20 protein-coding genes are annotated in these 22,832 nt (G+C 69.8%); 8 read left to right on the forward strand and 12 right to left on the reverse strand.

The genetic code is table 11. The features are described from left to right. The first annotated feature begins 35 nt into the window (after positions 1 to 35). Together LRR16_RS11545 and LRR16_RS11550 are read left to right on the forward strand one after the other, a co-directional pair. The gene (locus tag LRR16_RS11545; protein WP_232205917.1) at positions 36 to 878 is read left to right on the forward strand and encodes an enoyl-CoA hydratase/isomerase family protein; all 843 of its coding nucleotides are present in this window, start codon (positions 36 to 38) and stop codon (positions 876 to 878) included. 38 nt (positions 879 to 916) lie between these two features. Continuing rightward, the gene (locus LRR16_RS11550) at positions 917 to 2,149 is read left to right on the forward strand and encodes a CaiB/BaiF CoA-transferase family protein (protein WP_232205918.1); all 1,233 of its coding nucleotides are present in this window, start codon (positions 917 to 919) and stop codon (positions 2,147 to 2,149) included. A gap of 189 nt (positions 2,150 to 2,338) precedes the next feature. On the opposite strand, the gene LRR16_RS11555 is transcribed toward LRR16_RS11550, so the two are convergent. Genes LRR16_RS11555 through LRR16_RS11565 form a run of 3 tightly spaced genes read right to left on the reverse strand, consistent with a single transcriptional unit; the run spans position 2,339 to position 8,133 of the window. Continuing rightward, positions 2,339 to 5,470, reverse strand: a complete 3,132-nt coding sequence (locus LRR16_RS11555; protein WP_064576843.1) for an efflux RND transporter permease subunit — start codon at positions 5,468 to 5,470, stop codon at positions 2,339 to 2,341. 13 nt (positions 5,471 to 5,483) lie between these two features. After that, entirely contained in the window at positions 5,484 to 6,665 is a 1,182-nt protein-coding gene (locus LRR16_RS11560) for an efflux RND transporter periplasmic adaptor subunit (RefSeq protein ID WP_232205919.1), read from the reverse strand. Between the two features lie 34 nt (positions 6,666 to 6,699). Continuing rightward, complete coding sequence (locus LRR16_RS11565; RefSeq protein WP_370646793.1) at positions 6,700 to 8,133, reverse strand: TolC family protein; 1,434 nt, start codon at positions 8,131 to 8,133, stop codon at positions 6,700 to 6,702. 314 nt (positions 8,134 to 8,447) lie between these two features. Between LRR16_RS11565 and LRR16_RS11570 the strand changes: the two genes are divergently transcribed. Then, positions 8,448 to 9,212: a sulfite exporter TauE/SafE family protein gene (locus tag LRR16_RS11570; protein WP_064576810.1), complete on the forward strand. Its 765-nt coding sequence runs from the start codon at positions 8,448 to 8,450 to the stop codon at positions 9,210 to 9,212. A gap of 52 nt (positions 9,213 to 9,264) precedes the next feature. Here the strand turns inward: LRR16_RS11570 and LRR16_RS11575 are convergent, their stop codons facing one another. Then, positions 9,265 to 9,885 carry a DUF938 domain-containing protein gene (locus tag LRR16_RS11575; protein ID WP_232205920.1) on the reverse strand — a complete coding sequence of 207 codons (621 nt, stop codon included), beginning with the start codon at positions 9,883 to 9,885 and terminating at the stop codon, positions 9,265 to 9,267. 131 nt (positions 9,886 to 10,016) lie between these two features. On the opposite strand from LRR16_RS11575, the gene LRR16_RS11580 reads away from it, so the two are divergent. Further along, positions 10,017 to 10,631, forward strand: coding sequence for a YigZ family protein (locus LRR16_RS11580; protein WP_232205921.1), 615 nt, complete (start codon positions 10,017 to 10,019; stop codon positions 10,629 to 10,631). Then, positions 10,628 to 10,984 carry a 2Fe-2S iron-sulfur cluster-binding protein gene (locus tag LRR16_RS11585; protein ID WP_370646794.1) on the forward strand — a complete coding sequence of 119 codons (357 nt, stop codon included), beginning with the start codon at positions 10,628 to 10,630 and terminating at the stop codon, positions 10,982 to 10,984. Before LRR16_RS11580 ends, LRR16_RS11585 begins: the two co-directional genes overlap by 4 nt. Before the next feature lie 11 nt (positions 10,985 to 10,995). Here LRR16_RS11585 and LRR16_RS11590 read toward each other — a convergent pair whose 3' ends face one another. The 4 genes from LRR16_RS11590 to LRR16_RS11605 all read right to left on the reverse strand — a co-directional run bounded on the left by LRR16_RS11590 (position 10,996) and on the right by LRR16_RS11605 (position 14,580). Beyond that, on the reverse strand, positions 10,996 to 12,147 hold the full coding sequence (locus LRR16_RS11590; RefSeq protein ID WP_232205922.1) for a PHB depolymerase family esterase: 1,152 nt from the start codon (positions 12,145 to 12,147) through the stop codon (positions 10,996 to 10,998). Between the two features lie 92 nt (positions 12,148 to 12,239). Further along, the gene (locus LRR16_RS11595; RefSeq protein WP_232205923.1) at positions 12,240 to 12,995 is read right to left on the reverse strand and encodes a sulfite exporter TauE/SafE family protein; all 756 of its coding nucleotides are present in this window, start codon (positions 12,993 to 12,995) and stop codon (positions 12,240 to 12,242) included. Positions 12,996 to 13,004: 9 nt separating this feature from the next. Further along, entirely contained in the window at positions 13,005 to 13,367 is a 363-nt protein-coding gene (locus LRR16_RS11600; protein ID WP_232205924.1) for an antibiotic biosynthesis monooxygenase, read from the reverse strand. Between the two features lie 61 nt (positions 13,368 to 13,428). Further along, the gene (locus tag LRR16_RS11605; protein WP_232205925.1) at positions 13,429 to 14,580 is read right to left on the reverse strand and encodes a cytochrome P450; all 1,152 of its coding nucleotides are present in this window, start codon (positions 14,578 to 14,580) and stop codon (positions 13,429 to 13,431) included. 82 nt (positions 14,581 to 14,662) lie between these two features. Here LRR16_RS11605 and LRR16_RS11610 point away from each other — a divergent pair, with 82 nt between their 5' ends. Both LRR16_RS11610 and LRR16_RS11615 read left to right on the forward strand, forming a co-directional pair. Continuing rightward, positions 14,663 to 15,352 (forward strand): helix-turn-helix transcriptional regulator, encoded by a 690-nt coding sequence (locus LRR16_RS11610; RefSeq protein WP_064576803.1) that lies wholly within the window; start codon positions 14,663 to 14,665, stop codon positions 15,350 to 15,352. Positions 15,353 to 15,420: 68 nt separating this feature from the next. Beyond that, a complete protein-coding gene (locus LRR16_RS11615) occupies positions 15,421 to 15,924 on the forward strand; it encodes a hypothetical protein (RefSeq protein WP_043437812.1) in 504 nt (167 codons plus the stop codon). A gap of 19 nt (positions 15,925 to 15,943) precedes the next feature. On the opposite strand, the gene LRR16_RS11620 is transcribed toward LRR16_RS11615, so the two are convergent. The 4 genes from LRR16_RS11620 to LRR16_RS11635 all read right to left on the reverse strand — a co-directional run bounded on the left by LRR16_RS11620 (position 15,944) and on the right by LRR16_RS11635 (position 21,154). Next, the gene (locus tag LRR16_RS11620) at positions 15,944 to 16,909 is read right to left on the reverse strand and encodes a LysR family transcriptional regulator (RefSeq protein ID WP_023263719.1); all 966 of its coding nucleotides are present in this window, start codon (positions 16,907 to 16,909) and stop codon (positions 15,944 to 15,946) included. Positions 16,910 to 17,015: 106 nt separating this feature from the next. Next, a complete protein-coding gene (locus LRR16_RS11625; RefSeq protein WP_023263718.1) occupies positions 17,016 to 18,101 on the reverse strand; it encodes a Zn-dependent alcohol dehydrogenase in 1,086 nt (361 codons plus the stop codon). Positions 18,102 to 18,188: 87 nt separating this feature from the next. After that, complete coding sequence (locus LRR16_RS11630) at positions 18,189 to 19,931, reverse strand: MBL fold metallo-hydrolase (protein ID WP_232205926.1); 1,743 nt, start codon at positions 19,929 to 19,931, stop codon at positions 18,189 to 18,191. 218 nt (positions 19,932 to 20,149) lie between these two features. Next, positions 20,150 to 21,154, reverse strand: coding sequence for a mechanosensitive ion channel family protein (locus LRR16_RS11635; protein WP_232205927.1), 1,005 nt, complete (start codon positions 21,152 to 21,154; stop codon positions 20,150 to 20,152). 143 nt (positions 21,155 to 21,297) lie between these two features. Here LRR16_RS11635 and LRR16_RS11640 point away from each other — a divergent pair, with 143 nt between their 5' ends. Continuing rightward, on the forward strand, positions 21,298 to 22,803 hold the full coding sequence (locus LRR16_RS11640) for an amino acid permease (RefSeq protein WP_232205928.1): 1,506 nt from the start codon (positions 21,298 to 21,300) through the stop codon (positions 22,801 to 22,803). Positions 22,804 to 22,832: the final 29 nt, after the last annotated feature.

Below are 22,832 nucleotides of genomic sequence, written 5' to 3' on the forward strand. Positions count from 1 at the left end.
CGAGCCGTCAGCCAACCCCGCCAGGAGCGCCTTCGATGACCGTGATGCCCGCTTCCGCTTCTCCCGACCCCCACCCAGACTCGCAGCGGGGCAATACCGACGACAGCCCGGTGCTGACGCTCCGTGACGGCCCAATCGCCACCGTCGTGCTCAATCGTCCCGCCAAGCTCAACGCGATGACGTTGTCGATGTGGCAGCAGCTGGGTGAGGCCTTCCGCGCGCTGTCCGCCGACGACGGCGTGCGCTGCGTGATCGTGCGCGGCGCCGGCGAGCGGGCCTTTTCGCCGGGCAACGATATCGGCGAGTTCGCCCAGGCGCGCTCGAACAAGGCGCAGGCCACCGCCTACGGCAAGGTGATGCATGCCACCGCGCAGGCGCTGCAGGACTGCCGGCATCCGGTGGTCGCGCAGATCCACGGCATCTGCGTCGGCGGCGGACTGGAGATCGCGGCGATGGCCGACATCCGCATCTGCGGCCAGGGCAGCCGCTTCGGCGCGCCGATCAAGAACCTCGGGCTGGTGATGGCCCATGCCGAGATGGCGCCGCTGATCCGGCTGATCGGCGAGTCGCGCACGCTCGAGCTGCTGTTCGAAGGCAGGATCGTCGGCGCCGACGAAGCCCATGGCATGGGGCTGGTATCGCGCGTGGTGCCCGACGACCAGGTCGCCGCCGAGGCGGCCGCGACCGCGCAGCGCATTGCCAGCGGCGCGCCGCTGGTCGCACGCTGGCACAAGAAGTTCGCGCGCCAGCTGGCGGCCGGCACACCGCTGGGCGAGCGCGAGCGCGACGAGGCGTTCGACTGCTTCGATACCGAGGACTTCCGCACCGGCTATCGCGCCTTCCTCGCCAAGCAGACGCCCGAGTTCCACGGCCGCTGAGCGGCATCCATATCGAAAGGACAGCGATGGCATCCCCCATGCAATCCGAACGCACTGCGCAGGCCGGCGCCCTCTCCGGCATGCGCGTGCTCGAGCTGGCCCAGATCATGGCCGGCCCGACCTGCGGCATGATGCTGGCCGACCTCGGCGCGGACGTCATCAAGATCGAGAAGACCGACGGCGGCGACGATGCGCGCGGCTATCGCGATCCACGCATCAACGGCGTGTCGGCGCCCTTCCTGATGCTGAACCGCAACAAGCGCGCGATCGCGCTCGACCTGAAGACGCCCGAGGGCAAGGAGGTGCTGCTGCGGATGGTGCGCGACGCCGACGTGCTGATCGAGAACTTCCGCAAGGGCACGCTCGAAAAACTCGGGCTCGGCTACGACGTGCTGTCGGAGATCAATCCCGGCCTGATCTATTGCGCGATCTCGGGCTATGGCCGCACCGGCCCGGCCGCCGACAAGGGCGGCTTCGATCTGATCGCGCAGGGCTATACCGGGCTGATGAGCATCACCGGCGAGGAAGGCGGCCCGCCGCTGCGCACCGGCAACTCGATCGCCGATATCAACGCCGGCATCCTGGCGGCGGTGGGCATCCTGGCCGCCTATCAGCACAAGCAGAAGACCGGACGCGGTCAGATCGTCGAGACCTCGCTGATCGAGGCCGGGCTGCAGCAGCTGTACTGGCATGCGGCGATCCATTTCGCCACCGGGGAGTCGCCGGGCCCGAGCGGCTCGGCGCATGTGCTGGCGACACCGTACCAGGCCTTTCCGACGCAGGACGGCCACATCATCGTCGGGGGCGCCAACGAGAAGAACTGGGAACGGATCGCGCAGGTGCTGGGCCGGCCCGAGTGGCTGACCGATCCGCGCTATCGGCTGAACTCGGACCGCATGCGCCACCGCGACACCTTGCTGCCCGCGATGGCCGAGATCCTGCGCACGAAGCCGTCGGCCGAATGGCTGGCGGCGTTCGATGCCGCGGGCGTGCCGGCCGGACCGGTGCATTCGATCGGCGAGGCGCTGTCGCACCCGCAGACGCTGGCGCGCGAGATGGTGGTCGAGCAGCAGCATCCCGAGGCCGGGCCCGTAAAGAGCATCGGGCTGCCGATCAAGCTGTCGGAGACGCCGGCGCGGTACGTGCGGCCTTCGCCGCGGCTGGGGGAGGACACGCGGGCGTTGCTGGCGGAATGCGGGTATGGCGAAAAGCAGATCGCGGAGATGCTGCGGGCCGGCGTAGTGAGGGACGTTGCGGGGGCCGAGGGATAACGGGCGTTGTTTGCCCTCTCCCCCGCCCCTCTCCCGCGAGCGGGAGAGGGGAGCAGACCGCAGGGATTCGACACGCTCGAGTTCTCCCTCTTCCCCGCCCCGCTCCCGCAAGCGGTAGAGGGGAACAGACCGCGGGCGTTCGACATGCTCAAGGGGTTGGGGAGAGGGAGGTGGTGTTACAACGACCGTTCAAACCACCGCCGCGTCATCCCGCCGAACCTCCACGGCTTCCCCCTCCTCCTCCGCCGCCTCATCCGGCCAACTGCGGCCAACCATCCATTCGTACAGCGTCGGCAGCACGATCAGCGTCAGCACGGTCGCGGTAATCAGCCCGCCGATGATCACGATCGCCAGCGGCCGCTGCGTCTCCGAGCCGATCGCCCGCGAGACCGCCATCGGGAACAGGCCCAGCATCGCCAGCAGCGCGGTCATCAGCACGGTCCTCAGGCGGTCCATCGACCCGGCCAGCACCGCCTGGCGCAGCGGCAGCCCCTGCTCGCGCAGCTGGTTGAAGTAGGTCACCATCACCACGCCATTGAGCACCGCCTGGCCGAACAGCGCGATAAAGCCGATCGCCGCCGACACCGACAGCGGAATGCCGGTCAGGAACAGCGCGAACACGCCGCCGACCAGCGCGAAGGGGATGTTCGACAGGATCAGCGTCGCGCTCTTGAACGACTTGAATGCCTGGAACAGCAGCAGGAAGATCAGCAGCACCGACAGCGGCACGACGATCGACAGCCGCGCCATCGCGCGCTGCTGGTTCTCGAACTCGCCGGACCAGCCGATCTTGACGTCGTCGGCGCGCACGTTCTTCGCCACCAGCGCCTGCATGTCCTTGACCACGCTGCCCATGTCGCGGTCATGGATGAACACGCCGATCGATGTGGTGCGCTGCCCGTTCTCGCGGCTGATGTTCATCGCACCGGACGCCGCATGGAAATGCACCAGCTGCGACAGCGGCACCTGCGCCCCCTCGGCGGTCTGCATCAGGATGTTCGGCAGGTTCGGCAGCGCGCGTTCGCCGGGCGCCAGCCGTACCACCACGCTGAAGTGCTTCTCGCCCTCCCACAGCTCGGTGGCCGCCTTGCCGGCCAGCGCGGTCTCCATCAGGTCCTGCACGTCGGCCACATTGATGCCGTAGCGCGCCGCCTGGGCCCGGTCGAAGTCGAGCAGATACTGCGGCAGCTCGCCGTCGCGGTCGATGAAGGCGCGCATCACGCCCGGGACGGTCTGCACGTTGGCCAGGATCTGGTCGGCGACGCGCTTGTTCTGTTCGAGGCTGTCGCTCTGCACCTTGATGACGATCTGGCCCTTGATCTGCGAGATGCTCTCGAGGATGTTGTCGCGCACCGGCTGCGAGAAGTTCGGCTCGATGCCGGGCAGCTTGCGCAGGTTCGCGTTGATCTCGCCGATGATGCGCCGCTTGTCGAAGCCGCGCCGCCACTGCGCTTCGGGCTTCAGGTCGACCAGGATCTCGACCGTATTGATCAGCTTCGGATCGGTGCCGTCGTCCGGCCGGCCGACCTTCGAGATGGTCGACTTGACCTCGGGCGTCTGCCGGATCGTCCGGCGCAGCCGCGCCGCCTGCTCGCGCGCCTCGTCGGTCGATACCGAAGCCGGCAGGTCGAAGCTGACCCACATCGCGCCCTCGTCGAGCTCGGGCAGGAACTCGCTGCCGAGCAGCTTGCCGACGCCGGCGGTGACGACCAGCAGCGCCACCGCGCTGGCCACCACCGCCCGCTTGTGGTCCAGCGCCCATGCCAGCATCGGCGCATAGGCGCGCTTGCACAGCCGCACCACCGCGTTGTCGTGGTGCGCGATGTCCTTCTTCAGCAGCAGGTAGCACAGCAGCGGCACCAGCGTCAGCGACACGATCAGCGAGCCGACCAGCGCGCCCGTCACCGTGTACGCCATCGGCGCGAAGATCTTTCCTTCGTGGCGCTGCAGCGTGAAGATCGGCAAGTGCGCGGCGATGATGATCACCATCGAGAACACCGTGGGCCGGCCCACCTCGGTGACGGCGCGCGCGATCGCCTGCAGCCGCGCGCGGCTGTCGCGGATCTTCTGCTCCTTCAGCTCGCCGAGGCGCTTGAAGATGTTCTCGACCACGATCACCGCGCCGTCGACGATGATGCCGAAGTCCATCGCCCCCAGCGACAGCAGGTTGGCCGGAATGCCGACCCAGGTCAGGCCGAGGAACGTCGACAGCAGCGCCAGCGGAATCACCAGCGCAACGATCGCCGCGGCACGGACGTTGGCCAGGAACAGGTACAGCACCGCCATCACCAGCAGCGCGCCCTCGACCAGGTTGCCGAACACCGTGTGCAGCGTCTTGTCGATCAGGTCGGCACGGTCGTAGTACGGCACGATCTCGACGCCGCGCGGCAGGATCTGCTCGTTGAGCTGCGCGATCTTCGCCTTCAGCGCCGTCAGCACCTCGGAGGGATTCTCCCCCTTGCGCATCACCACGATGCCGGAGACGATGTCCTCTTCGTCGTCCTGCGCCATCAGGCCCTGCCGCGGCGCGGCGCCGACGCGCACCTCGGCGATGTCCTTGACGAGGATCGGCGTGCCGTTGACCTCGGACACGACCACGTTGGCGATATCGGCCGAGCTGCGGAAGCTCCCCAGCGAGCGCAGCAGGAACTGCTGCCGCCCTTGCGCGACCGCGCCGCCGCCGGCGTTCGAGTTGCCGCGCTGCAGCGCCTCGAACAGCTGCGCCAGCGAGACATGCGCGTCGCGCATGCGCGCCAGGTTCGGGTTGACCTCGTACTGCTTGATGGTGCCGCCGATCGTCACCAGGTCCGCGACGCCGGGCACCTGGCGCAGGTTCTTCTCGACCACCCAGTCCTGCAGCGTGCGCAGCTCCTGCGGCGTATGGCCCTTGCCCTTCAGGCGGAAGCGGTAGATCTCGCCGATCGCGGTCGACAGCGGGGCCAGGTCGGGCTGCACGCCGTCGGGCAGATCGACGCCGCGCAGGCGCTCGATCACCTGCTGGCGCGCGGTGACATCGGTGGCCTTGTCGTTGAAGGTCACCATCAGATAGGACAGGCCGAACTGCGTGTGCGAGAACACCCGCACCGAATTGGGCGTGCCGGCCAGCGCGGTCTCGATCGGGATCGTGACCTGGCGCTCGACCTCTTCGGCCGCGCGGCCCGGATACAGCGTGATCACGTTGACCTGCACGTCCGAGACATCGGGAAAGGCCTCGATCGGCAGGTTCTTGAAGGCCGCCAGGCCGCCGGCGACGAACAGCGCCAGCCCCATCCAGACGAACAGCTTCTGGTGCAGCGCGAAATGGACGATGCGGGAGATCATGACGCGGCCGGCCTCATCGAGCTTGCTGGCGCAGCGCGGCCTGCGCCGCGCTGGCATCGCGCAGGATGTCCTGCAGATAGAGATTGCCTTCGGTCACCACCTGCATGCCGGGCTCGAGCCCCGACACCACCTCGGTGAGGCCGGGCAGGCTCGCGCCCACCTTGACCTCGTGCCGCTCGAAGCGATGGGCATCGGCGCGCACGAACACATAGTGATGGTTGTCGGCGAGGAACACAGCGCGGGCCGGCACCGCGATGCCGTCGAAGCCCGCCGCCTCGATCCGCGCGGTGACGAACATTTCGGCCTTCAGCTTGCGCTCGGCGTTCGGCACCGACAGACGGACCTTGATGCTGCGCGCGGCCGGATCGACATAGTCGGCGATCTTGACCACCTTGGCGGGGAAGGACTCGCCCGGATAGGCGGCCGAAGTCAGCGTCACGCTGCCGTTCGGGCGGAACAGCGCCAGATCCGCCTCGGCCGCATCGAGCTGCGCCCACAGATCGGACGGGTCGGTCAGCAGGAACAACGGCGCGGCAGGCGGCTGGTCCGGCCGCAGCTGCATGCCGGGGTTCAGGTTGCGTTCGACCACCAGGCCGGAGATCGGCGCGCGCAGCGCGAAGCGATCCGGCGCGCCAACGCCCACGCTCCCCGGCTTGCCCAGTTCGCCGCCGACCTGCCGCAGCGCCGCCTGCGCGCGCTGCAGTTCGGCACTGGCGCGCGCGGCTTCGGCCTGGGCCTGCTCCAGGTCCTTCTGCGCGACGATGCCGGCGCCATACAGCTCGCGTTGCCGCGCCAGCCCCTTGGACGCCAGCGCGGCATCGGCGGCCGCCTTGCGCGCGTCGGCCTGCGCCGCGCCGAAGTCGGGCGAGGACAGCAGCGCCAGCGGCTGGCCCGCGGCGACGGTGGTACCGGGCTGCACCAGGATCTCGGCGACGCGGCCGGCGAACGGGCTGGTCACGCGCACGGTACGGTCCTCGTTCCAGACCAGCCGGCCGGGCAGCGTCAGCACGCGCTCGGCGCCGCGCCGCACCGGCTCGGCGGAAACGCCGGGCAACGACTTGACCGTATCGGGGAAGATGATGGCCGCACCTTCGACGCGCGGCGACTCGGACTCCGGTTCGGCCTTGCGGCCGCATGCGTTCAGGCCCAGCAGTGTGCCAAGCAGGACGATCGTCAACAGGGAACGGAGGGTCATGGCGACGGGGATCGGAAAGCCGGAAGGTGTCCGGCTAGTGGACGGAAAGGTAGGGAGCGACGTCTTGCAGCGGCAGATCGGCGGGGCCGGCCGCGGGCCCGGCGACCAGGTCATCCGCGGTGCGCGTGGCGGCCAGATAGGCGGACAGCGCCTTGGCATAGGTTCCCCGCGCCTGCGCGGCGTCGAGTCGCGTCTGCCGCAGCGCGCGGCGAGCATCGAGCAGTTCGAGCACGCCGATCGCGCCCTTGCCGAACGCGAACTCGGCGTCGGCGGCGACCCGCTCCGCCGCGGGCAGCACCGCCTCGTCGATCTGGCGCAGCGAGTCGCGCGCGGCATCGAGCGCGGTGCGCAGCCGGCCGACCTCGTTGCCCGCTGCCAGCAGCACGCGGTTGCGCTCGTCCAGCGCCGCGTAGTAATCGACCTCGGCGCGCTGCGCCTCGCCGCCATAGCTGTGGCGGACATACAGCGGGATGCTGACGAACACGCCGAAGCTGTTGCCGCTGCCCTGCTGGTTGGTGGCCGACGCCGGATAGCGCTCGGCCTGCGCGCCGACCGTCACGTCGGGCACCCGCTCCGCGCGCGCCAGCTCGCGCGCGGCTGCGGCGGCCTGCAGACGCGCCTGCGCCGCGGCGACATCGGGCCGCGCCTGCAGCGCCTGCTCGTCGAGCGTGGGCACCGGCTCGGCAAGGCCCGGCCACTGCGGCGACAGCGCGACGTCCTGCAGCGTGCCGGGGACGCCGATGCGCTGCGCCAGCTCGGCCATGTCGCGCTGATGATCGGCCCGCGCGTCGCGCCAGTCGGCGCGGGCGCGCAAGGCATCGAGCTCGAGCCGGGTCACGTCGGCGCGCGCCAGGTCGCCGGCCTTGTAGCGGGTCTGGTTGGCCTGCTGGGTGCGCTCGTACAACGCCAGCGTCTGCGTCAGCACGTCGACGCGCTGCTGGCTGACCGCCGCGTCGATGAAGGCCTGCTCCAGCGCGGCGATCTGCTGGACGGTGGCCGCCTGCATCTGGCGGCCCGCGGCCACGTTGGCGGCTTGCGCCGTCTTGACGCGCAGGCCGGCCTTGTTGGCGGTCTCGATGACCTGGTCGATGCGCACCGTCGAATCGACAGTCTTGTTGCGCCAGCTGCCGGCACCGACGCCGGCGTGCGGGTTGATGTTCTCCACGCCCACGCTCAGCACCGGGTTCGGACGCTGCCCGGCGATCTGGATGTCGGCCTCGCTGGCCTGCACGGCGCGGCGTGCCGCGATCAGCTCCGGATTGCAACGCAGCGCAAGCGCGCGCGCCTCGGACAACGTCAGCGTCGCGCCGGCGCCGGGCGCGCGGCATTCGCCGTCCGGCTGCGTTGCGACGGCAGTGGACGGCGGCGCCGCGGCGGCGAAACGGGCCGGCGCGGCCAGCAGCAGCGAGGCAGCGATCGGCGCGAGCAACTGGCGGAGGTGGGTACAGCGATGACGACGGACATGCACGATGACAGGCTCGGTTCAGGCAACGCAGACACGAAGCGCGCCGGCAATGCCGGCGCGACGCGACCGTGCGGCCGCCGCGCTTCGCTCTGTTGGCGTTGTTCGGCGCTATATCGGCGGGCCTGGCACGATCTCCGGCGGCATTGGAGCGAAACGGGATTTCAATCGGCTTTCAAGATCTTGACGATTAGCTTGCAGCGCGCGATTCCGAGGGAATGCCCTGACATCGGCCGTGTGCGCGGTGCGCCCATGTTTTATGATCGATACCTTTGCGCGAGGCGCCGCGGTGGCGCCCGCCACGCCAACCTCGACCGACGATGCCCGATATTCCGCTGCTCCCCGCGCTGTTGACCTTCCTTCTCGGCGGTGCGCTCGGCGCAGTCGGCGGACTGTTCGGCATCGGCGGCGGCCTGATCGCAATCCCCGCGCTGGGGCTGCTCTATGGCATGGACCAGCAACTGGCGCAGGGCACCGCGCTGGTGATGATCGCCCCCAATGTGCTGATCGGCTTCTGGCAGTACCGGCGCCGCGCCGATATCGCGCTGCGTACCGCGCTGGTGCTCGGCCTGTCCGCGGTGCTCGCCACCTATGTCGGCGCGCGGCTGGCGACGGAGATGGACGCGGTGCTGCTGCGGCGGATCTTCGCGCTGTTCATGATCGGCATGGCCGTCTATTTCCTGTGGCGGCTGTTGCCCGGACGCGCGGTCACGGCGCAGCAGCAGCGGCTGTCGCCGCGCTGGATTCCGGCGGTCGGCGTGGTCGGCGGCGCGATGTCCGGGTTCTTTGGCGTGGGCGGCGGCGTGGTCGCGGCGCCGGCGCTGGTCGGCCTGTTCGGCTTTCGCCAGGCGGCGGCGCAAGGGCTGGCACTGGCTCTGGTCACGCCCGGCGCGGTGGTCGCGCTGGCGACCTATGCGCAGGCGCGCCACGTCGACTGGGCCAGCGGTATCCCGCTGTCGCTGGGCGGCATGCTGACGATCTCGTGGGGCGTCGCGCTGGCGCACCGGATGCCCGAACGCCGGCTGCGCGCGTGGTTCTCGGCCTGCCTGATCGCGATCGCGGTGGTGATGCTGGTGCGGGGCTGACGGCCTGGCGCTGCCGGTGCGGTGCTCGGCGAGAGGCCCGGCCGCGTTCGCGCTAGGTCTTGCGGAACACCACGCTGAAGTTGTTCGCCGGCATCGGCACCGCTTCCTCGAAGCGCAGCCCGGCGCTGTCGCCCAGCGCGATCACCGCCTCCATCTCGCGCACGCCCCAGGAGGCATCGCTCGCGCGCAACTGCTGGTCGAAGATCGCGTTGCTCGGCGACGTGTGCTCGCCGTCGCGGCGGTAGGGCCCGTACAGATAAAGCACGCCGCCGTCCGGCAACAACCGCGCGGCGCCCGCGAACAGCGCTTCGGCGGCCCGCCACGGCGCGATATGGATCATGTTGATGCAGACCACGGCATCGGCATGATCGATGCCCCAGTCGGCCTGGCCCACGTCCAGCGCCAGCGGGTCGCGCAGATTCGGCAAACCCGCCTCCGCTTTCCACGCCGCAATCGAACGGCGCGCCGCCGGATCCGGGTCGCTGGGCTGCCAGACCCATTCCGGATTGGCCGCGGCGAAGTGCCTGGCGTGCTGGCCGGTGCCGCTGGCGATCTCGAGAATGGTGCCGGCCGGTGGCAGGACGCGCCGCAGCACCTCGAGAATCGGCTCGCGGTTGCGCTCGGCGGCGGGGGCGATGCGGCGGTGGTTGGGATGGACGTGGTCAGGCGACATGGGTATCAGTCGATCAGGCAGCCGGTTCGAACGGCGAGGCTGACAGCCTACCAGCAACGGTCTCTCCGTCGAGCCGAATCGCCACTGCGATACACTGGCCCCGCCGTTGCCATTTCCCCGCTGTCGCCGCCTTGCCCACGTACACCCTCTCCTCACCCGTCCACGCCGAGCTCGATATCCGCAAGAGCCGCTTTCTCGCCGTTGCCGTGCCGGTCGCCGATCGCGACGAAGCGATGCGGGTCGTGCAGACGCTGCGTGCCGAGCATCCCACCGCCACGCATGTCTGCTGGGCGCTGCTGGCGGGCGGGCAATCCGGCATGTCGGACGACGGCGAGCCGTCGGGCACCGCGGGGCGGCCGATTCTCGAAGTGCTGCGCCATCACGAGCTCGATGGCGTGCTGGCCGCGGTAGTGCGCTACTACGGCGGCATCAAGCTCGGCGCGGGGGGACTGGTGCGCGCCTATACCGATGCGATCGCCGCCGCGCTGAAGACCGCCGAGCGGGTCGAGCGCATCGCGTATGCGAGCTTCGCCGTCGAGGTCGACTATGCCGACGAGGCACGGGTGCGACGCTGGCTCGAACAGACCGGTCACACGTTGGCCGACAGCGCCTATGGTTCGACGGCCCGGCTGATCCTCAGGCTGCCCGCCAGCGAAGTCGAAGCCGCGCAGGCGGCGCTGCGCGATGCCACCCATGGCCGCGCGCAGTTTCCGCGGGTGGATCACGACAACGAGGCGCGCCGATGAGCGAGGTGTCCAGCGAGCCGATGAGCGAGCCGAACAACGCGCCGATGAGCGAGCCGAACGACGCGCCGCCGCTGCGCGTGCGTATCGCCCCCTCGGGGCTCGAGTTCGCCGCCGAGCCGACGCAATCGATCCTGGAGGCCGCCTTGCGCGCCGGCATTCGCCTGCCCAGTTCCTGCCGCAACGGCACCTGCCGCGCCTGCCTGTGCCGGCTGGCGTCCGGCAGCATCCGCTATCGGATCGAATGGCCGGGATTGAGTCCCGACGAGAAGGACGACGGCTATCTGCTGCCTTGCGTGGCCTGCGCGCAATCCGATGTCGAAATCGTCGCGCCCGGTGCGCGGCGGCAGGACTGAGCGAGCCACGCTCAGGCGACCGCGCGCCTTCGTACGGGTGCCGGCGCGACCGCGGCAAAGAACGCCCACGCGATCCGCAGCGCATCGGGTCCCTCCGGATCGGCATAGGCCTGGCTGGCCGCGCCACCGCTCCACGCATGGCCCAGGCCTTCGACACGTACCAGCCGGATATAGAGCCCGCCGTCGCGGCGCCAGTCATGCACCACGACCGGTCGGCGCTCGCCCCGCCGCAGCACGCGCACCGACGGTTGGGCCGCCGCGGCCGGCAACGCGCCGGGCGTCGACAGCGACAGCCATAGCGTCGCGCTGGCAATCGCGTTGTCGTAGGCGACCACACGATCGGCATCGCCATGGATCAACAGCAGCGGCGGCGGTGTCCTGCCGCGCAACTGCAGCCGCAGCGCCTGCAGCTGCGCGGCCGTGTGTCCGTTCAGCGAGCCGCGCATCACGCGGCCTGCCTGGGTCGCATTGCGGGCCAGATGCGGGGCCGCTCCAGAGTGCGAACCCACCGCGACGAAGCGGTCGGGATAGCGCAGCGCCAGCATCAACGCCATCGCGCCGCCGGCGGAGAGACCAAGCAGATGCACCCGCTCGGGCTGCACCGGATGCATGCGGCAGACATGGTCGATCATCCCCATCAACAGGCCGGCCTCCGCCGCGGCCTGCGCCTCGCCCCGAAACCAGTTCCAGCATCGGTGCGCATTGGCGCGCGAGGACTGCTCGGGCAGCAGCACGATGCAACGGCGCGCCCGCGCCAGCGCCGCCCCGCGCGTGCAGGCGGCGAAGCTGGCGGCATCCTGTCCGCAGCCATGCAGCAGGACCAGCAGCGGCGCGGGCCGCGACGCGCCGATTCCTGAAGGGATGAACAGCCGATAGTGGCGCTGGGCCAGCGGCCCGAAGCCCCAGACACCCTCCAGCCAGCGGCCGCCGCCGCGGCTCGCCGGCGCCGGCACCGGCGAGGCGACACCGGACAGCACGCGCCGCGCTTCCTTGCCCTGATGCGCGGCCTGCGTGACGGAATGCGCGACCGTATTGGCGACGGTGCGCGCGACCGATTTGGTGACGGTGCGCGCGACCGCGCGCTGCATCTGCTGCATCTGGCGGGCGGCGGTCTTGCCAAGCTTGGCCCACGGATTGACGGTGCGGCGGCGTTGGGTCGGCATCGGTCAGCCTTGCGAGTTGGCCCATGGCAGGGTCCACGAGTCGGAAGGCCATTATGCGGCATGCCGATACGCGGCCGCGCGCAGGGACAAGGTCAATGCCAGCCGCGCCAGGCCAGATCCGCGCCGAGCAGCAGCAGCCCGATGAAGAACAGCCGCCGGAACAGGGCCGCGCTGATCCGGTTGCGCAGCTTCTGGCCGAGCCACATGCCGGCCAGCGCGGGAATCAGCGTCGCCAGCGAGGCGCCTAGCACCGGCGCCTGCCCCAGCACGCCATGCATCAGCAGATTGATCGCCAACGCCATCGTCGATACCGTGAACGACAGGCCCAGCGCCTGCACCAGTTCCTCGCGCGCCAGTCGCAGCCCCTGCAGATACGGCACCGCCGGGATCACCAGCACGCCGGTCACCGCGGTAATCGCGCCGGTGGCCAGACCGATCAGCGGTGCCAGCCAGCGCTCATGGGCGGCAGGCACGTTCAGCTGCCACGACGACAGACCGACGGCGGCATAGGCGATCAATGCGACGCCCAGTGCCGCCGTGGCCTGCTGCATCGCCGACGGCGGCGCCAGCGCGCCGGCCACCAGCGTGCCCGCCACGATGCCGAGCAGCATCGGCCAGAGCCGCATCACCAGCGCGCCGAAGCGTGGGCCGGCGGCAAGCTGCACCACATTGGTCACCATCGACGGCGCGACCAGCAGCGCGGCTGCCTGCATCGGCGGCATCACCAACCCGAGCAGGCCGACGGCGACCGTCGGCAGGCCCAGCCCAACCACGCCCTTGACGAAGCCCGCCAGCAGGAACGTCAGGCCGATGAACAGCGCTTGAGCAACCAGCGTATGCGAATCCATGCCGGGCCCTCACTGACCGCCAACCGCGGCATCGTGCACGGCACGGCTGTCGCCCGGTGCCTGCTCGCGTCGATGCATGCCATAGTCGCGCAGCACCTGCGCGACCCGCAGCCGGTAGTCGGCGAACACGCCGCCGCGGCCCGCGGCCTGCGCATGGCGGTGCTCGACCGTATTGCGCCAGGCGTGCACGGCCGCCTCGTCGCGGAAGAACGACAGCGACAGCACCTTGCCGGGCGTGCTCAGGCTCTGGAAACGCTCGACCGAGAGGAAGCCGTCGATCGCTTCCAGCGTGGGGCGCAGTTGTGCGGCGATATCGAGATAGGCATCCTTCTGCCCGGGGGCGAATTCGACTTCAAAGATCACGGCAATCATCGGGCTTCCTCAGCAAGATCGTGGGAATCGTGGGGGTCATTGGAATCACGGCATTCGGGCATCACAGGAAATGCGGGATCCGCGCGTTCAGCGACGGCCGATAACGATACGCCCGCGCCAGCGCGGCCGGCTCGATACCGCGCGCCAGCAGCGCGGAGACGGTCGCTTCGGCCAGCGCCGCCGCCACCGCATCGCCGGGACATCGATGCGCGCCATGGCCAAAGGTCCAGGCCCGCTCGCCGCGCTTGGCCAGCGTCGGCGTATTGGCCGAGACATTTTCCACTTCGAGCTCCGATGCGGCGGCCGCGGCGAGCAGCACCAGGATGCCGTCGCCGCGCCGCAGCGGCACGCCGCAGACAAGCGCGTCCTCGGCCATGAAGCGGCGCGTGTTGTGGATCGGCGGATCGGTGCGCAGCACCTTCGCCACCGTGGTGCTCGGATCCTCGGCCCCAGCGGCATCACCGGCAAGCCACAACAGCGTATTGCCGATCAGCCCGGCGGTGGCCTCGCAGCCCTGCACCATCAGGCCCAGCAGATTGGCGGCGATCGCGTCGTCGTCGACACCGGCGGCGCGTGCCTCCGCGCACAACGCCTTCGCCCACGGCGTGTCGGCACGCAGCGGCAGTGTCTGCAGCGATGCCGCCGCGTCGATGCCGGCGTTGATCTCGGCCGGACCTGCCAGCGGCGACATGGCCGCGGCAAAGCTCCCGATCTGCGCGGCGATCCGGCTCGCGGTGACGTCGTCGTCCGCGGCGGTGAAGCCCAGCAAACGCGCGATGGCGATCACCGGCAGCGCACTGGCCCAGCGGTTCGCGGTCGCGGCGTGATCGTCCGTCACCGGCAACAGGCGCGCCGATGCCAATGCGGCCGCGCGCACGTCGTCCCCATCCAGCGTTGCCAGCTGCCGTTGCAGCACGGCCTTCAACGGCGCATGGCGCTGGCCGTCGTTCATGCGGATCAGCCGCGCGAACAACGTCCCGGCGGGCGACTGCGCGAGGGGCGGCGGCACGGGCTGTCCCGGCGGCCGCACCCGGCATGCCGGATGCGACAGCACCGCCGCCACCTCGGCCGGGCCGGCGGCGACCCACAGCATCAGCATGGCGTCGCGGTGAAACGGCTGCTGCCGCGCGAGTTCGCGATAGTACCGATAGGGATCGCGATGCGTTACCGCCGCCAGCGGATCGGGAGGCGGCTTCGTCGGGTCCAGGATCATGGGATGCGCGACAAGGAAAGCAAGGTTGATATCGGCAAGTATCGGCCTATACTGCGATCGTTGTTTCACCGTGGAATGAACTATGGAATACGCTCCCAGCATCAGTCAGTTGGCCGGCCTGCTGGCCGACCCGGGCCGCGCCGCGATGCTGTGGGCGTTAATGGATGGCAGCGCAAGACCGGCCGGCGAGCTGGGGCTGATTGCGGGGCTGTCGGCCTCGTCGACCAGCGGCCATCTGGCTCGGCTGGCCGAGGGCGGCCTGCTGGCGGTCGAGACGCATGGCCGCAATCGCTATTACCGGCTGGCCGCGCCCGAGATCGGCGTCGCGATCGAGGCGCTGGCCGCGGCCTCGCAGGCGAGCCGCCCGCCGCGCCTGCGAACGGTGCCGCCGTCGCGCACCGCGCCGGCGACGCTGCGCCACGCGCGCACCTGCTACGACCATCTGGCCGGCGAGCTGGCGGTCGATCTGTTTGCGCGGATGACGCGTTCGGGCTGGATCCTGGTGCGGGACAGCGCGGTGGAATTGTCCGAGCACGGCACGCACGGCATGGTGCAACTCGGCGTGGATCTGGACGGCGCCCGCCGCAAGCGCCGGCAGTTCGCCTGCACCTGTCCCGACTGGAGCGAACGCAAGCCGCATCTGGGCGGCGCACTGGGCGCGGCGTTGCTCGACGCGATGCTGCAGCGGCGCTGGATCGAGCGCACGCCCTCGTCGCGCGCGCTGCGCGTGACGCCGCGTGGGCGGCGGGAAATCGGCCAGTTGGCGGACTAGGTTCGGGAACCAGATTGGCGGACCAGGCCGGCACACTGGAGCGGCATTCGGAAGCGGGAGGACTGGGCGTGAATGGAGTCATCGACGACGAGTCGCGCCAGGCAGTCGAACGGCTGCTCGGCATGATCAACTTTGACGATGGCGCGATGGTCGAGAAGCAGCTGGCGCTGCTCGACGAGGCGCTGGAGGAAGCCGACGATACGGTGGATGGCACCGAACTGCTGTCGGTGGTGCAAGACGTGATCGACTGGGAAGCGGGCTTCCAGGTCGAACAGCATGACACCGCGACCTTTATCGACTGCCTCAACCAGCTGGCGGCACGTGTGGCGCTGGTGCTGGATTGGGGTGTCGACGATCCCGAGGACGAGGACTTCCTCGGCAGCACCAGCGTGCCCGAACTGATGGAGCAGGCCCACGAGCAGTTGCGCGCGGCCGGCATCACGCTATGGCACTGGGAGATCGGTTCCGGCGTCTACGCGGGCTGGATCGCGCGCGCCGAGGACGATGACGAGATCCTGGCGATCGGCGAAACGCTGGGCGTCGAAATGCGGACCGGCGACCAGCCCTTCTGAGCGGGCCGCGGCCGCGGCTTCAAGCCTTGGAGTCGGCCTTGACGTCGGCCTTGCCTTCCACCTTTCCCGCGCGCCGCGCCCCCCGCGCCGGCGCCGCGGCCCCGACCGTGTGCTCCATCACGTCCAGCAGCGCCCGTACCGCGGCCGGCATCAGCTTGCGCGCGGGCATCAGCACGTAGACCTTCAGCGGCGACGAGGCATAGGCGGGCAGCACGCGCACCAGCTGCCCCTGGCGCACATGTTCCTCGACGAACTTCGGCGACAGGCGCGCGACACCGAGCCCATCGGTCGCGGCCTTCAGCCGGATCTCGGCGTTATGCGTGCGAATGCGCGGATCGACCGGCAGCACGGCCTCCTCGGCGCCGTCCTGCACGAATTCCCAGCGCCGATCGTCGGCATTGCCGATCACGGGCCAGCCGTTCAGATCGCCTGGCGAGCGCGGCAGACCGCGCGCCTGGATCAGCGATGGCGCGGCATAGAACGCGCGCTCGACCAGCACCACGCGCTTGCTGGCAAACGAGCTGTCGTGCAGCGTGGTATTGGTCATCACGAAGGCGAGATCGTAGCCGTGCTTGAGCAGGTCCGGCTGGTCCCAGGTGACGTCGATCTGCACCTTCAGGTTCGGATGCAGGGTCAGCAAGCGCGACAGGCTCGGCGCCAGATGCTGCGAGCCGACCTCGTAGGGCGTGGCGATCCGCAGCGTGCCGCTGACCTGTTCGCTGGCCGAGGCCGCCTCGGCGCTGATCTCGCGCAACGCCGCGAAGTGCGGCGCCACGCGTTCGTACAGGCGCTGGCCCTGCTCGGTCACGCGCACGCGCCGCGTGTTGCGCTCGAACAGCCGCCCGCCGAGCTCCGCTTCAAGCCGGGCGATCGCCGCGCTCGCGGACGACTTCGGCACCTCGGCCAGTTCGGCCCCATGCGTGAAGGTGCCTGCCTCGACCACGCGGCAGAAGATTTCCCAATCCTTCCATTCGATCGTCTTCATCGTCTCGTTCGCCGGCGCCTGATGGATGCGGCGCGCGGGCGGGATTTTCCCACAGCGCGCATGGCCTCGCCGAGGCCGCGCACACGTGCGGTCCGCCGGCCCCGGGCTACTGCTCGAACAGGATCACCGAACGGGCGAGCTCACCGCGCCGCAGCTCGTCGAAGGCCTCGTTGATGCGCTCGAGCGGCAGCCGCTGCGCGATCAGCGCATCGAGCTCGAGCCGGCCCGACAGATAGAAGTCCACCAGCCGCGGCATGTCGATTGGGAAGCGGTTCGAGCCCATCATCGAGCCCTGGATGCGTTTCTCGGCAAGAAAATCGGTGCCCTTGAGCTCGATCTTGACGCCCGGCGGCAGCATGCCGATCACGGTGGCCGCGCCGCCCCGGCGCAGCATCGCAAAGGCCTGCTCGGCCGTGGCCTTCAGCCCGATCGCTTCGAACGCGTGATGCACGCCGCCGCCGGTCAGCGTGCGCACCGCGTCGACCGGATCGGCCGCGCTGGCATCGACCACATCGGTGGCGCCGAAGCGCCGCGCGAGTTCGAGCTTGCCGGGCAGGCGGTCGATCGCGATGATGCGGCCCGCGCCCGCCAGCGCGGCGGCGTTGATCGTGGCCAGGCCAATGCCGCCACAACCGATCACCGCAACGGTTTCGCCGGGCCGCACGCCGGCCGTATGCGTGACCGCGCCGAAGCCGGTGGTCACCGCGCAGCCGATCAGCGCGGCGCGGTCCAGCGGCATGTCGCGCCGGATCGCGACCAGCGCATGCTCGTGGATCAGCATCTGCTCGGCGAAGGCCGACAGGTTCAGGAACTGGTTCATCGCCGCGCCGCTGGCGCGCAGCCGCGGCGCTTCGTCTTCGCGGCGGCGCGTATCCGGCGCGACGCACAGCGACAGATGGCCGCTCAGGCAGTGCTCGCAGTGGCCGCAATAGGCCGACAGGCAGGTGATCACATGATCGCCGGGCTTGACCGTGCGCACCTCGGCGCCGACCTGCTCGACCACGCCTGCCGCTTCATGCCCCAGCACCACCGGCATCGGAAACGGATAGGCGCCGTCGAGAAAATGCAGGTCCGAATGGCAGACGCCGACCGCCGCGGTCCGCACCAGCACCTCGCGCGGGCCGGGCTTGTCGATGGCGAGGTCTTCGATGACCAGCGGGGTTCTGGGCTGATGCAGCACGGCAGCTTTCATGGTGTCTCCTTGTTCCGCTTGTTGGGCTATCGGGGAATCCACTGCGATGTTGCGCGCGCCGGCGCATCGGCCGGGCTGGAGAGCGGCTTACTGCAGCATGCGCCAGTCGCCCTGCGCTTCCTGCGCCTGTCCGTCGGCCTGCAGCTTCAGCAGATGCGCCAGCAGCGAGCGCTGCGCGACCGGCAGCATGCGTGGCGGCACGTCGTCGTAGACCCGCGGCAGCAGCGTTTCGATCGGCGCCGGTCCCAGCTCGCGCAGTGCATTGACGACCTTGGCCTCGCGATGCTGGCGATGGCGCATCAGCAGGCGGATCGCCTCGCGCGGGCGCGGCATCAGGAAGCCATGGCCCGGCGCGAGCCATTCGAGGTCCTCGTCCAGCAGCGCGGCCAGCGAGGCCAGATAGGCGCGCATGTCGCCATCGGGCGGGCCGATCACCACGGTCGAGCCCTGCATCACGTGGTCGCCGGTGAACAGCAGTTTCTCTTGTTCGAGCAGGAAGCACAGGTGGTTCGACGCATGGCCCGGGGTATGCAGCACGCGCAGCGTGATGGCGTCGCCCGGTACGTCGGTGTCCCCCAGCACGATGCGCTCGCCGTGTTCGAGCACGCGGTCCGGCGCGAAGCTCGGGTCCTGCCGCTCGGGCCGGTTTGCCACGCGTCCCAGCACCTGGGCGCCGGTCGCTTCGCGCAGCCGCACCGCGCCCGGCGAATGGTCGATATGCGTGTGCGTGGCGAGGATCCAGCGGATCGGGCCCGGCGCGGCGGCCAGCACCGCGCGCTGATGCGCCTCGTCGTCGGGGCCCGGATCGATCACCGCCCATTCGTTGCGCCTGCCGCCGCCGATCAGATAGGTATTGGTGCCGGGGCCCGTCATCGCGTTGCCGTTGTCGGCGGTCACGCGCCAGACGCGGTCGGACAGCCGCACCGGCACACCCGGTTCGAGGGCGTAGCGCCCATGGCCGGCACCGTCGGGATCGATGCGCGCGATCTCGGCATAGGGAGGCTCGTCGGGCTGCACCGGGCGCACGCCCTGGGGGCCATTGGCCAGCCTCGGCATGATCAGCGCGATCTCGCGCAGCCCTTGCGCGTAGTCGAAGCAGGCCTGCGCGGTCGGGAAATGCGCGATCGACGCCAGCATGCGCCGCGTCACGTTGACCAGCGTCATGCCGCTGTCCGGCGCGATCGCTTCCGACGGACGCACCCAGCGATGGTCGACCGCCTCGACGCCGTCGTGCATCGCGCTCTGGCCCGGCGGCAGCACCGCGACGAAGAAGCGCGTGTCGAAACGCTTGGGCAGGCCCGGCGGCGTCAGCCAGTGGCTGATATAGGCCATCTTGTCCATCGCCAGCCGCAGCTCGAAGCGGCGGCAGACCTCGGCGATGCCGGGGCCGCCGTAGCGCACCGCCTCGCGCAGCCAGGCCAGTTGCGCGTCGTCGAAGCGTTCGAGCGCCACCATCTCGCCGTCGCGCTGGTAGGCGAACAGCAGGCCCGCCTCCTCGCAGCATTCGCGCACCGCGCACAGGTAGAAGTCGAGCCCGCCCGCGGGCAAACGCAGCCGCGCGCTGGCGGCGGCGTCATCGAGTCCCTCGCACAGGCCGTGCAGCTGGTTGTCCTGCGGATCGAGCGTGCCGCCGGGAAACACATAGGCGCCGCTGCTGCGATCGTCCTGGCGTTCGGGCCGACGCACCAGCAGCACTTCCATGCCGGCCGCGCCGTCGCGCAGCACCAGCACGCTGGCCGCATGGCGCAGCGACGGCGCGCGCGGGCGCGCCGCCGGCGCAGCAGATGAGGCGCCGGCAGCGGCGTCCGGGGTGGGATTCGATGGATTCATACGGGTCGGAACGGATAGGCGAGAGGCGCGCGGAAACCGCTTGAATGCGGTGCGGGCCGTCATCGGATCGCCCTAGTGTAAGGGCAAGCGTCGCAGCGGTCATGGCGCACTGCGCCAGGGAAACGGCAGCACTGTGCGGTCACCGGCCGCGGCGGTGGGCCGGTTCCGACGGCTCGTCTTACGCGCGAAGGTGAGGACCCAGCGGCTTTCGCCGACGATCAGAACGCCGGCGACGAAGCCGGCGGCCCGCTGGTGTCCGGGTTGCCGGGGCTGCCGGGTGCGCCGGGGCGGGCGGTGCGCGCCATCCGCGCCCGGTCCTCGGCGGCCTCGCGCTGTTCGGCATCCCGCCTTTCGTTGTCGGCCGCGGCCTCGGCGGCGGCATCGCCGCCGGTCTCCTTGCTGTCGTTGATGCGCTGCCGATAGAAGCGCCGGATGATCTGCTGCGCCACCGGCAGCCGCCCGCCCACCGGCGCGGGGAAACGCACGATCGCATCGAGCCGGTCGGTGCCGACCGGTTCGAACATCACGCGCGGCGCGAACTGCGACAGGTCCAGGAAACGCGTATCGCCATAGCGGCGCAGGCTCTGGCCCGCGGCCTCGAGAAACGGCTCGCAGGCCTGCTGCGCGATGTCGAGCAGCTCCGCCTCGATGCGGTCCGGGTCGCACTGCGCCGCCAGCGGAATGCGCACGGTGTCCAGCGTGTATTTGCCCGCCTGGGAGTGGTTGCGCACCGCGACGGTCAGCAGCAGGCTGTTGGGCACCTGCACCGTGAAGCCGGTGAACTGCCGAGTCGGCGCGACCTCGACCAGCGTGGTCGTCAGCGCGTCCATGTCGATGACCTCGCCGGCGTACTGGCCGATCTCGACCAGATCGCCGAGCTGGAACGGGCGCGCGATCATCCGCATGAACGCGCCGAGGAAGCACATTACCAGCTCCTTGCCGGAGATCATCAGCGCGGCGGCAAAGGCGGCCAGCGAGATCGCGACGCTCTTCAGTTCGGAGACCCAGATGCCGAGCAGCAGCAGGAAGGCCACCGCGCCGATCAGATTGCGCGAGGCCACGGTCCAGGTGCGATAGCTGCGCAGATTGTCGCGGTCCGCCAACTGACGCGAGACGAAGAAGCGGTTGCTCAGCTTGACCAGCAGCACGCCCATCAGGACGATGAGCACGCTCAGCACGATATGCAGCAGGATGCTGTCGTTGAAATCGAGGTTCAGCTTCATGGTGTCGGGACCGCGGCGCATCGGGGCACCGCCAGGCCACGCGGGCAGGGAAGCCACGATTCTACCGAGTTGGCGGCCCGGCTATCCCGCCGGCGGGTTTTCTTATAGGATGCCGCCCCATTGCTGGCCTTCCTGTGTTCACCATGACCGCTTCCCAAGACTCGCGCGGCGCCGGCGTCGGCGTCGACAGCGACACCGCCTCGGGCGCCGCCGCGCCGCGCCTGCAGCGCAAGCTGCGGGCCCGCCATCTGAGCATGATCGCCATCGGCGGCTCGATCGGTACCGGGTTGTTCGTCGCCTCCGGCGCGACCATCGCCCAGGCCGGACCGGGCGGCGCGCTGGCCGCGTATCTGCTGATCGGCGCGATGGTCTACTTCCTGATGACCAGCCTGGGCGAACTGGCCGCCTACATGCCGGTGGCCGGCTCGTTCTCGACCTACGGTTCCATGTATGTCGACGAGGGCTTCGGCTTCGCGCTCGGCTGGAACTACTGGTACAACTGGGCGGTGACGATCGCCGTGGAGCTCGCAGCGGCGCAGCTGGTGATGCAGTACTGGTTCCCCGATACGCCGGGCGTGCTGTGGAGCGGACTGTTTCTCGCGCTGATGTTCGGGCTCAACGCGATCTCGGTGCGCGGCTTCGGCGAGGCCGAATACTGGTGCTCGCTGGTCAAGGTGGTGACCGTGATCGCGTTCATCGCGATCGGCACGCTGATGATCTTCGGCATCCTGCGCGGCGACGTGCCGGCGAGCCTGGCCAACCTGACGCTGGGCGATGCGCCCTTCGTCGGCGGCCTGCCCGCGATGATCGGCGTGGCGATGATCGCCGGCTTCTCGTTCCAGGGCACCGAGCTGATCGGCGTCGCCGCCGGCGAATCGGCCGACCCGGCGCGCAATATTCCGCGCGCGGTGCGGCAGGTGTTCTGGCGCATCCTGCTGTTCTATGTGCTGGCCATCGCGGTGATCGGCGTGCTGATCCCCTATACCGATCCGAGCCTGCTCAAGAGCGATGTGCAGACCATCGGCGTCAGCCCGTTCACGCTGGTGTTCCGCAATGCCGGGCTGGCCTTCGCCGCCGGCCTGATGAACGCGGTGATCCTGACGGCGGTGCTGTCGGCCGGCAATTCGGGGATGTATGCCTCGACGCGAATGCTCTACAACCTGGCGACCGAGGGCCGCGCGCCGCGCGTCTTTGCCCGGCTGACGCGCCACGGCGTGCCGATGCCCGCGCTGCTGGCCACCACCGCGGTCGGCGCGCTGTGCTTCCTGACCTCGCTGTTCGAGAGCAAGGCGGTCTACCTGTGGCTGCTGAGCCTGTCCGGCATGACCGGCTTCATCGCGTGGCTGGGCATCGCCATCAGCCACTACCGCTTCCGCAAGGGCTGGATGCGGCGTGGCCTGGATCTGTCGCGGCTGCCGTACCGCTCGCCGTTCTTCCCGTACGGTCCGATCTTCGCGTTCGTGCTGTGCCTGGTGATCGCGCTGGGACAGAACTACCAGGCCTTCCTCGACGGCAATATTGACTGGTGGTCGGTGGCCGCGACCTATATCGGCATTCCGATCTTCCTGGCGATCTGGCTCGGCTACCGGTGGACGCGCAAGACGCGCTTCGTCAGGTACGAGGACATGCGGTTTCCCGGCATGGAATGAGCGATCGTTCGAACGCCATTTCGTCGTTC

Source organism: Cupriavidus sp. UGS-1 (genome assembly GCF_021213615.1).
Lineage (GTDB): Bacteria > Pseudomonadota > Gammaproteobacteria > Burkholderiales > Burkholderiaceae > Cupriavidus.

What these genes read in the sequence shown, in the direction of transcription:
- LRR16_RS11600 (WP_232205924.1), bottom strand. Translation starts at nt 13,367, where the DNA reads ATGATTGCCGTGATCTTTGAAGTCGAATTCGCCCCCGGGCAGAAGGAT.
- LRR16_RS11575 (WP_232205920.1), bottom strand. Translation starts at nt 9,885, where the DNA reads ATGTCGCCTGACCACGTCCATCCCAACCACCGCCGCATCGCCCCCGCC.
- LRR16_RS11570 (WP_064576810.1), top strand. Translation starts at nt 8,448, where the DNA reads ATGCCCGATATTCCGCTGCTCCCCGCGCTGTTGACCTTCCTTCTCGGC.
- LRR16_RS11610 (WP_064576803.1), top strand. Translation starts at nt 14,663, where the DNA reads ATGGAATACGCTCCCAGCATCAGTCAGTTGGCCGGCCTGCTGGCCGAC.
- LRR16_RS11630 (WP_232205926.1), bottom strand. Translation starts at nt 19,931, where the DNA reads ATGAATCCATCGAATCCCACCCCGGACGCCGCTGCCGGCGCCTCATCT.
- LRR16_RS11595 (WP_232205923.1), bottom strand. Translation starts at nt 12,995, where the DNA reads ATGGATTCGCATACGCTGGTTGCTCAAGCGCTGTTCATCGGCCTGACG.
- LRR16_RS11620 (WP_023263719.1), bottom strand. Translation starts at nt 16,909, where the DNA reads ATGAAGACGATCGAATGGAAGGATTGGGAAATCTTCTGCCGCGTGGTC.
- LRR16_RS11625 (WP_023263718.1), bottom strand. Translation starts at nt 18,101, where the DNA reads ATGAAAGCTGCCGTGCTGCATCAGCCCAGAACCCCGCTGGTCATCGAA.
- LRR16_RS11560 (WP_232205919.1), bottom strand. Translation starts at nt 6,665, where the DNA reads ATGACCCTCCGTTCCCTGTTGACGATCGTCCTGCTTGGCACACTGCTG.
- LRR16_RS11640 (WP_232205928.1), top strand. Translation starts at nt 21,298, where the DNA reads ATGACCGCTTCCCAAGACTCGCGCGGCGCCGGCGTCGGCGTCGACAGC.
- LRR16_RS11605 (WP_232205925.1), bottom strand. Translation starts at nt 14,580, where the DNA reads ATGATCCTGGACCCGACGAAGCCGCCTCCCGATCCGCTGGCGGCGGTA.
- LRR16_RS11590 (WP_232205922.1), bottom strand. Translation starts at nt 12,147, where the DNA reads ATGCCGACCCAACGCCGCCGCACCGTCAATCCGTGGGCCAAGCTTGGC.
- LRR16_RS11550 (WP_232205918.1), top strand. Translation starts at nt 917, where the DNA reads ATGCAATCCGAACGCACTGCGCAGGCCGGCGCCCTCTCCGGCATGCGC.
- LRR16_RS11545 (WP_232205917.1), top strand. Translation starts at nt 36, where the DNA reads ATGACCGTGATGCCCGCTTCCGCTTCTCCCGACCCCCACCCAGACTCG.
- LRR16_RS11555 (WP_064576843.1), bottom strand. Translation starts at nt 5,470, where the DNA reads ATGATCTCCCGCATCGTCCATTTCGCGCTGCACCAGAAGCTGTTCGTC.
- LRR16_RS11635 (WP_232205927.1), bottom strand. Translation starts at nt 21,154, where the DNA reads ATGAAGCTGAACCTCGATTTCAACGACAGCATCCTGCTGCATATCGTG.
- LRR16_RS11585 (WP_370646794.1), top strand. Translation starts at nt 10,628, where the DNA reads ATGAGCGAGGTGTCCAGCGAGCCGATGAGCGAGCCGAACAACGCGCCG.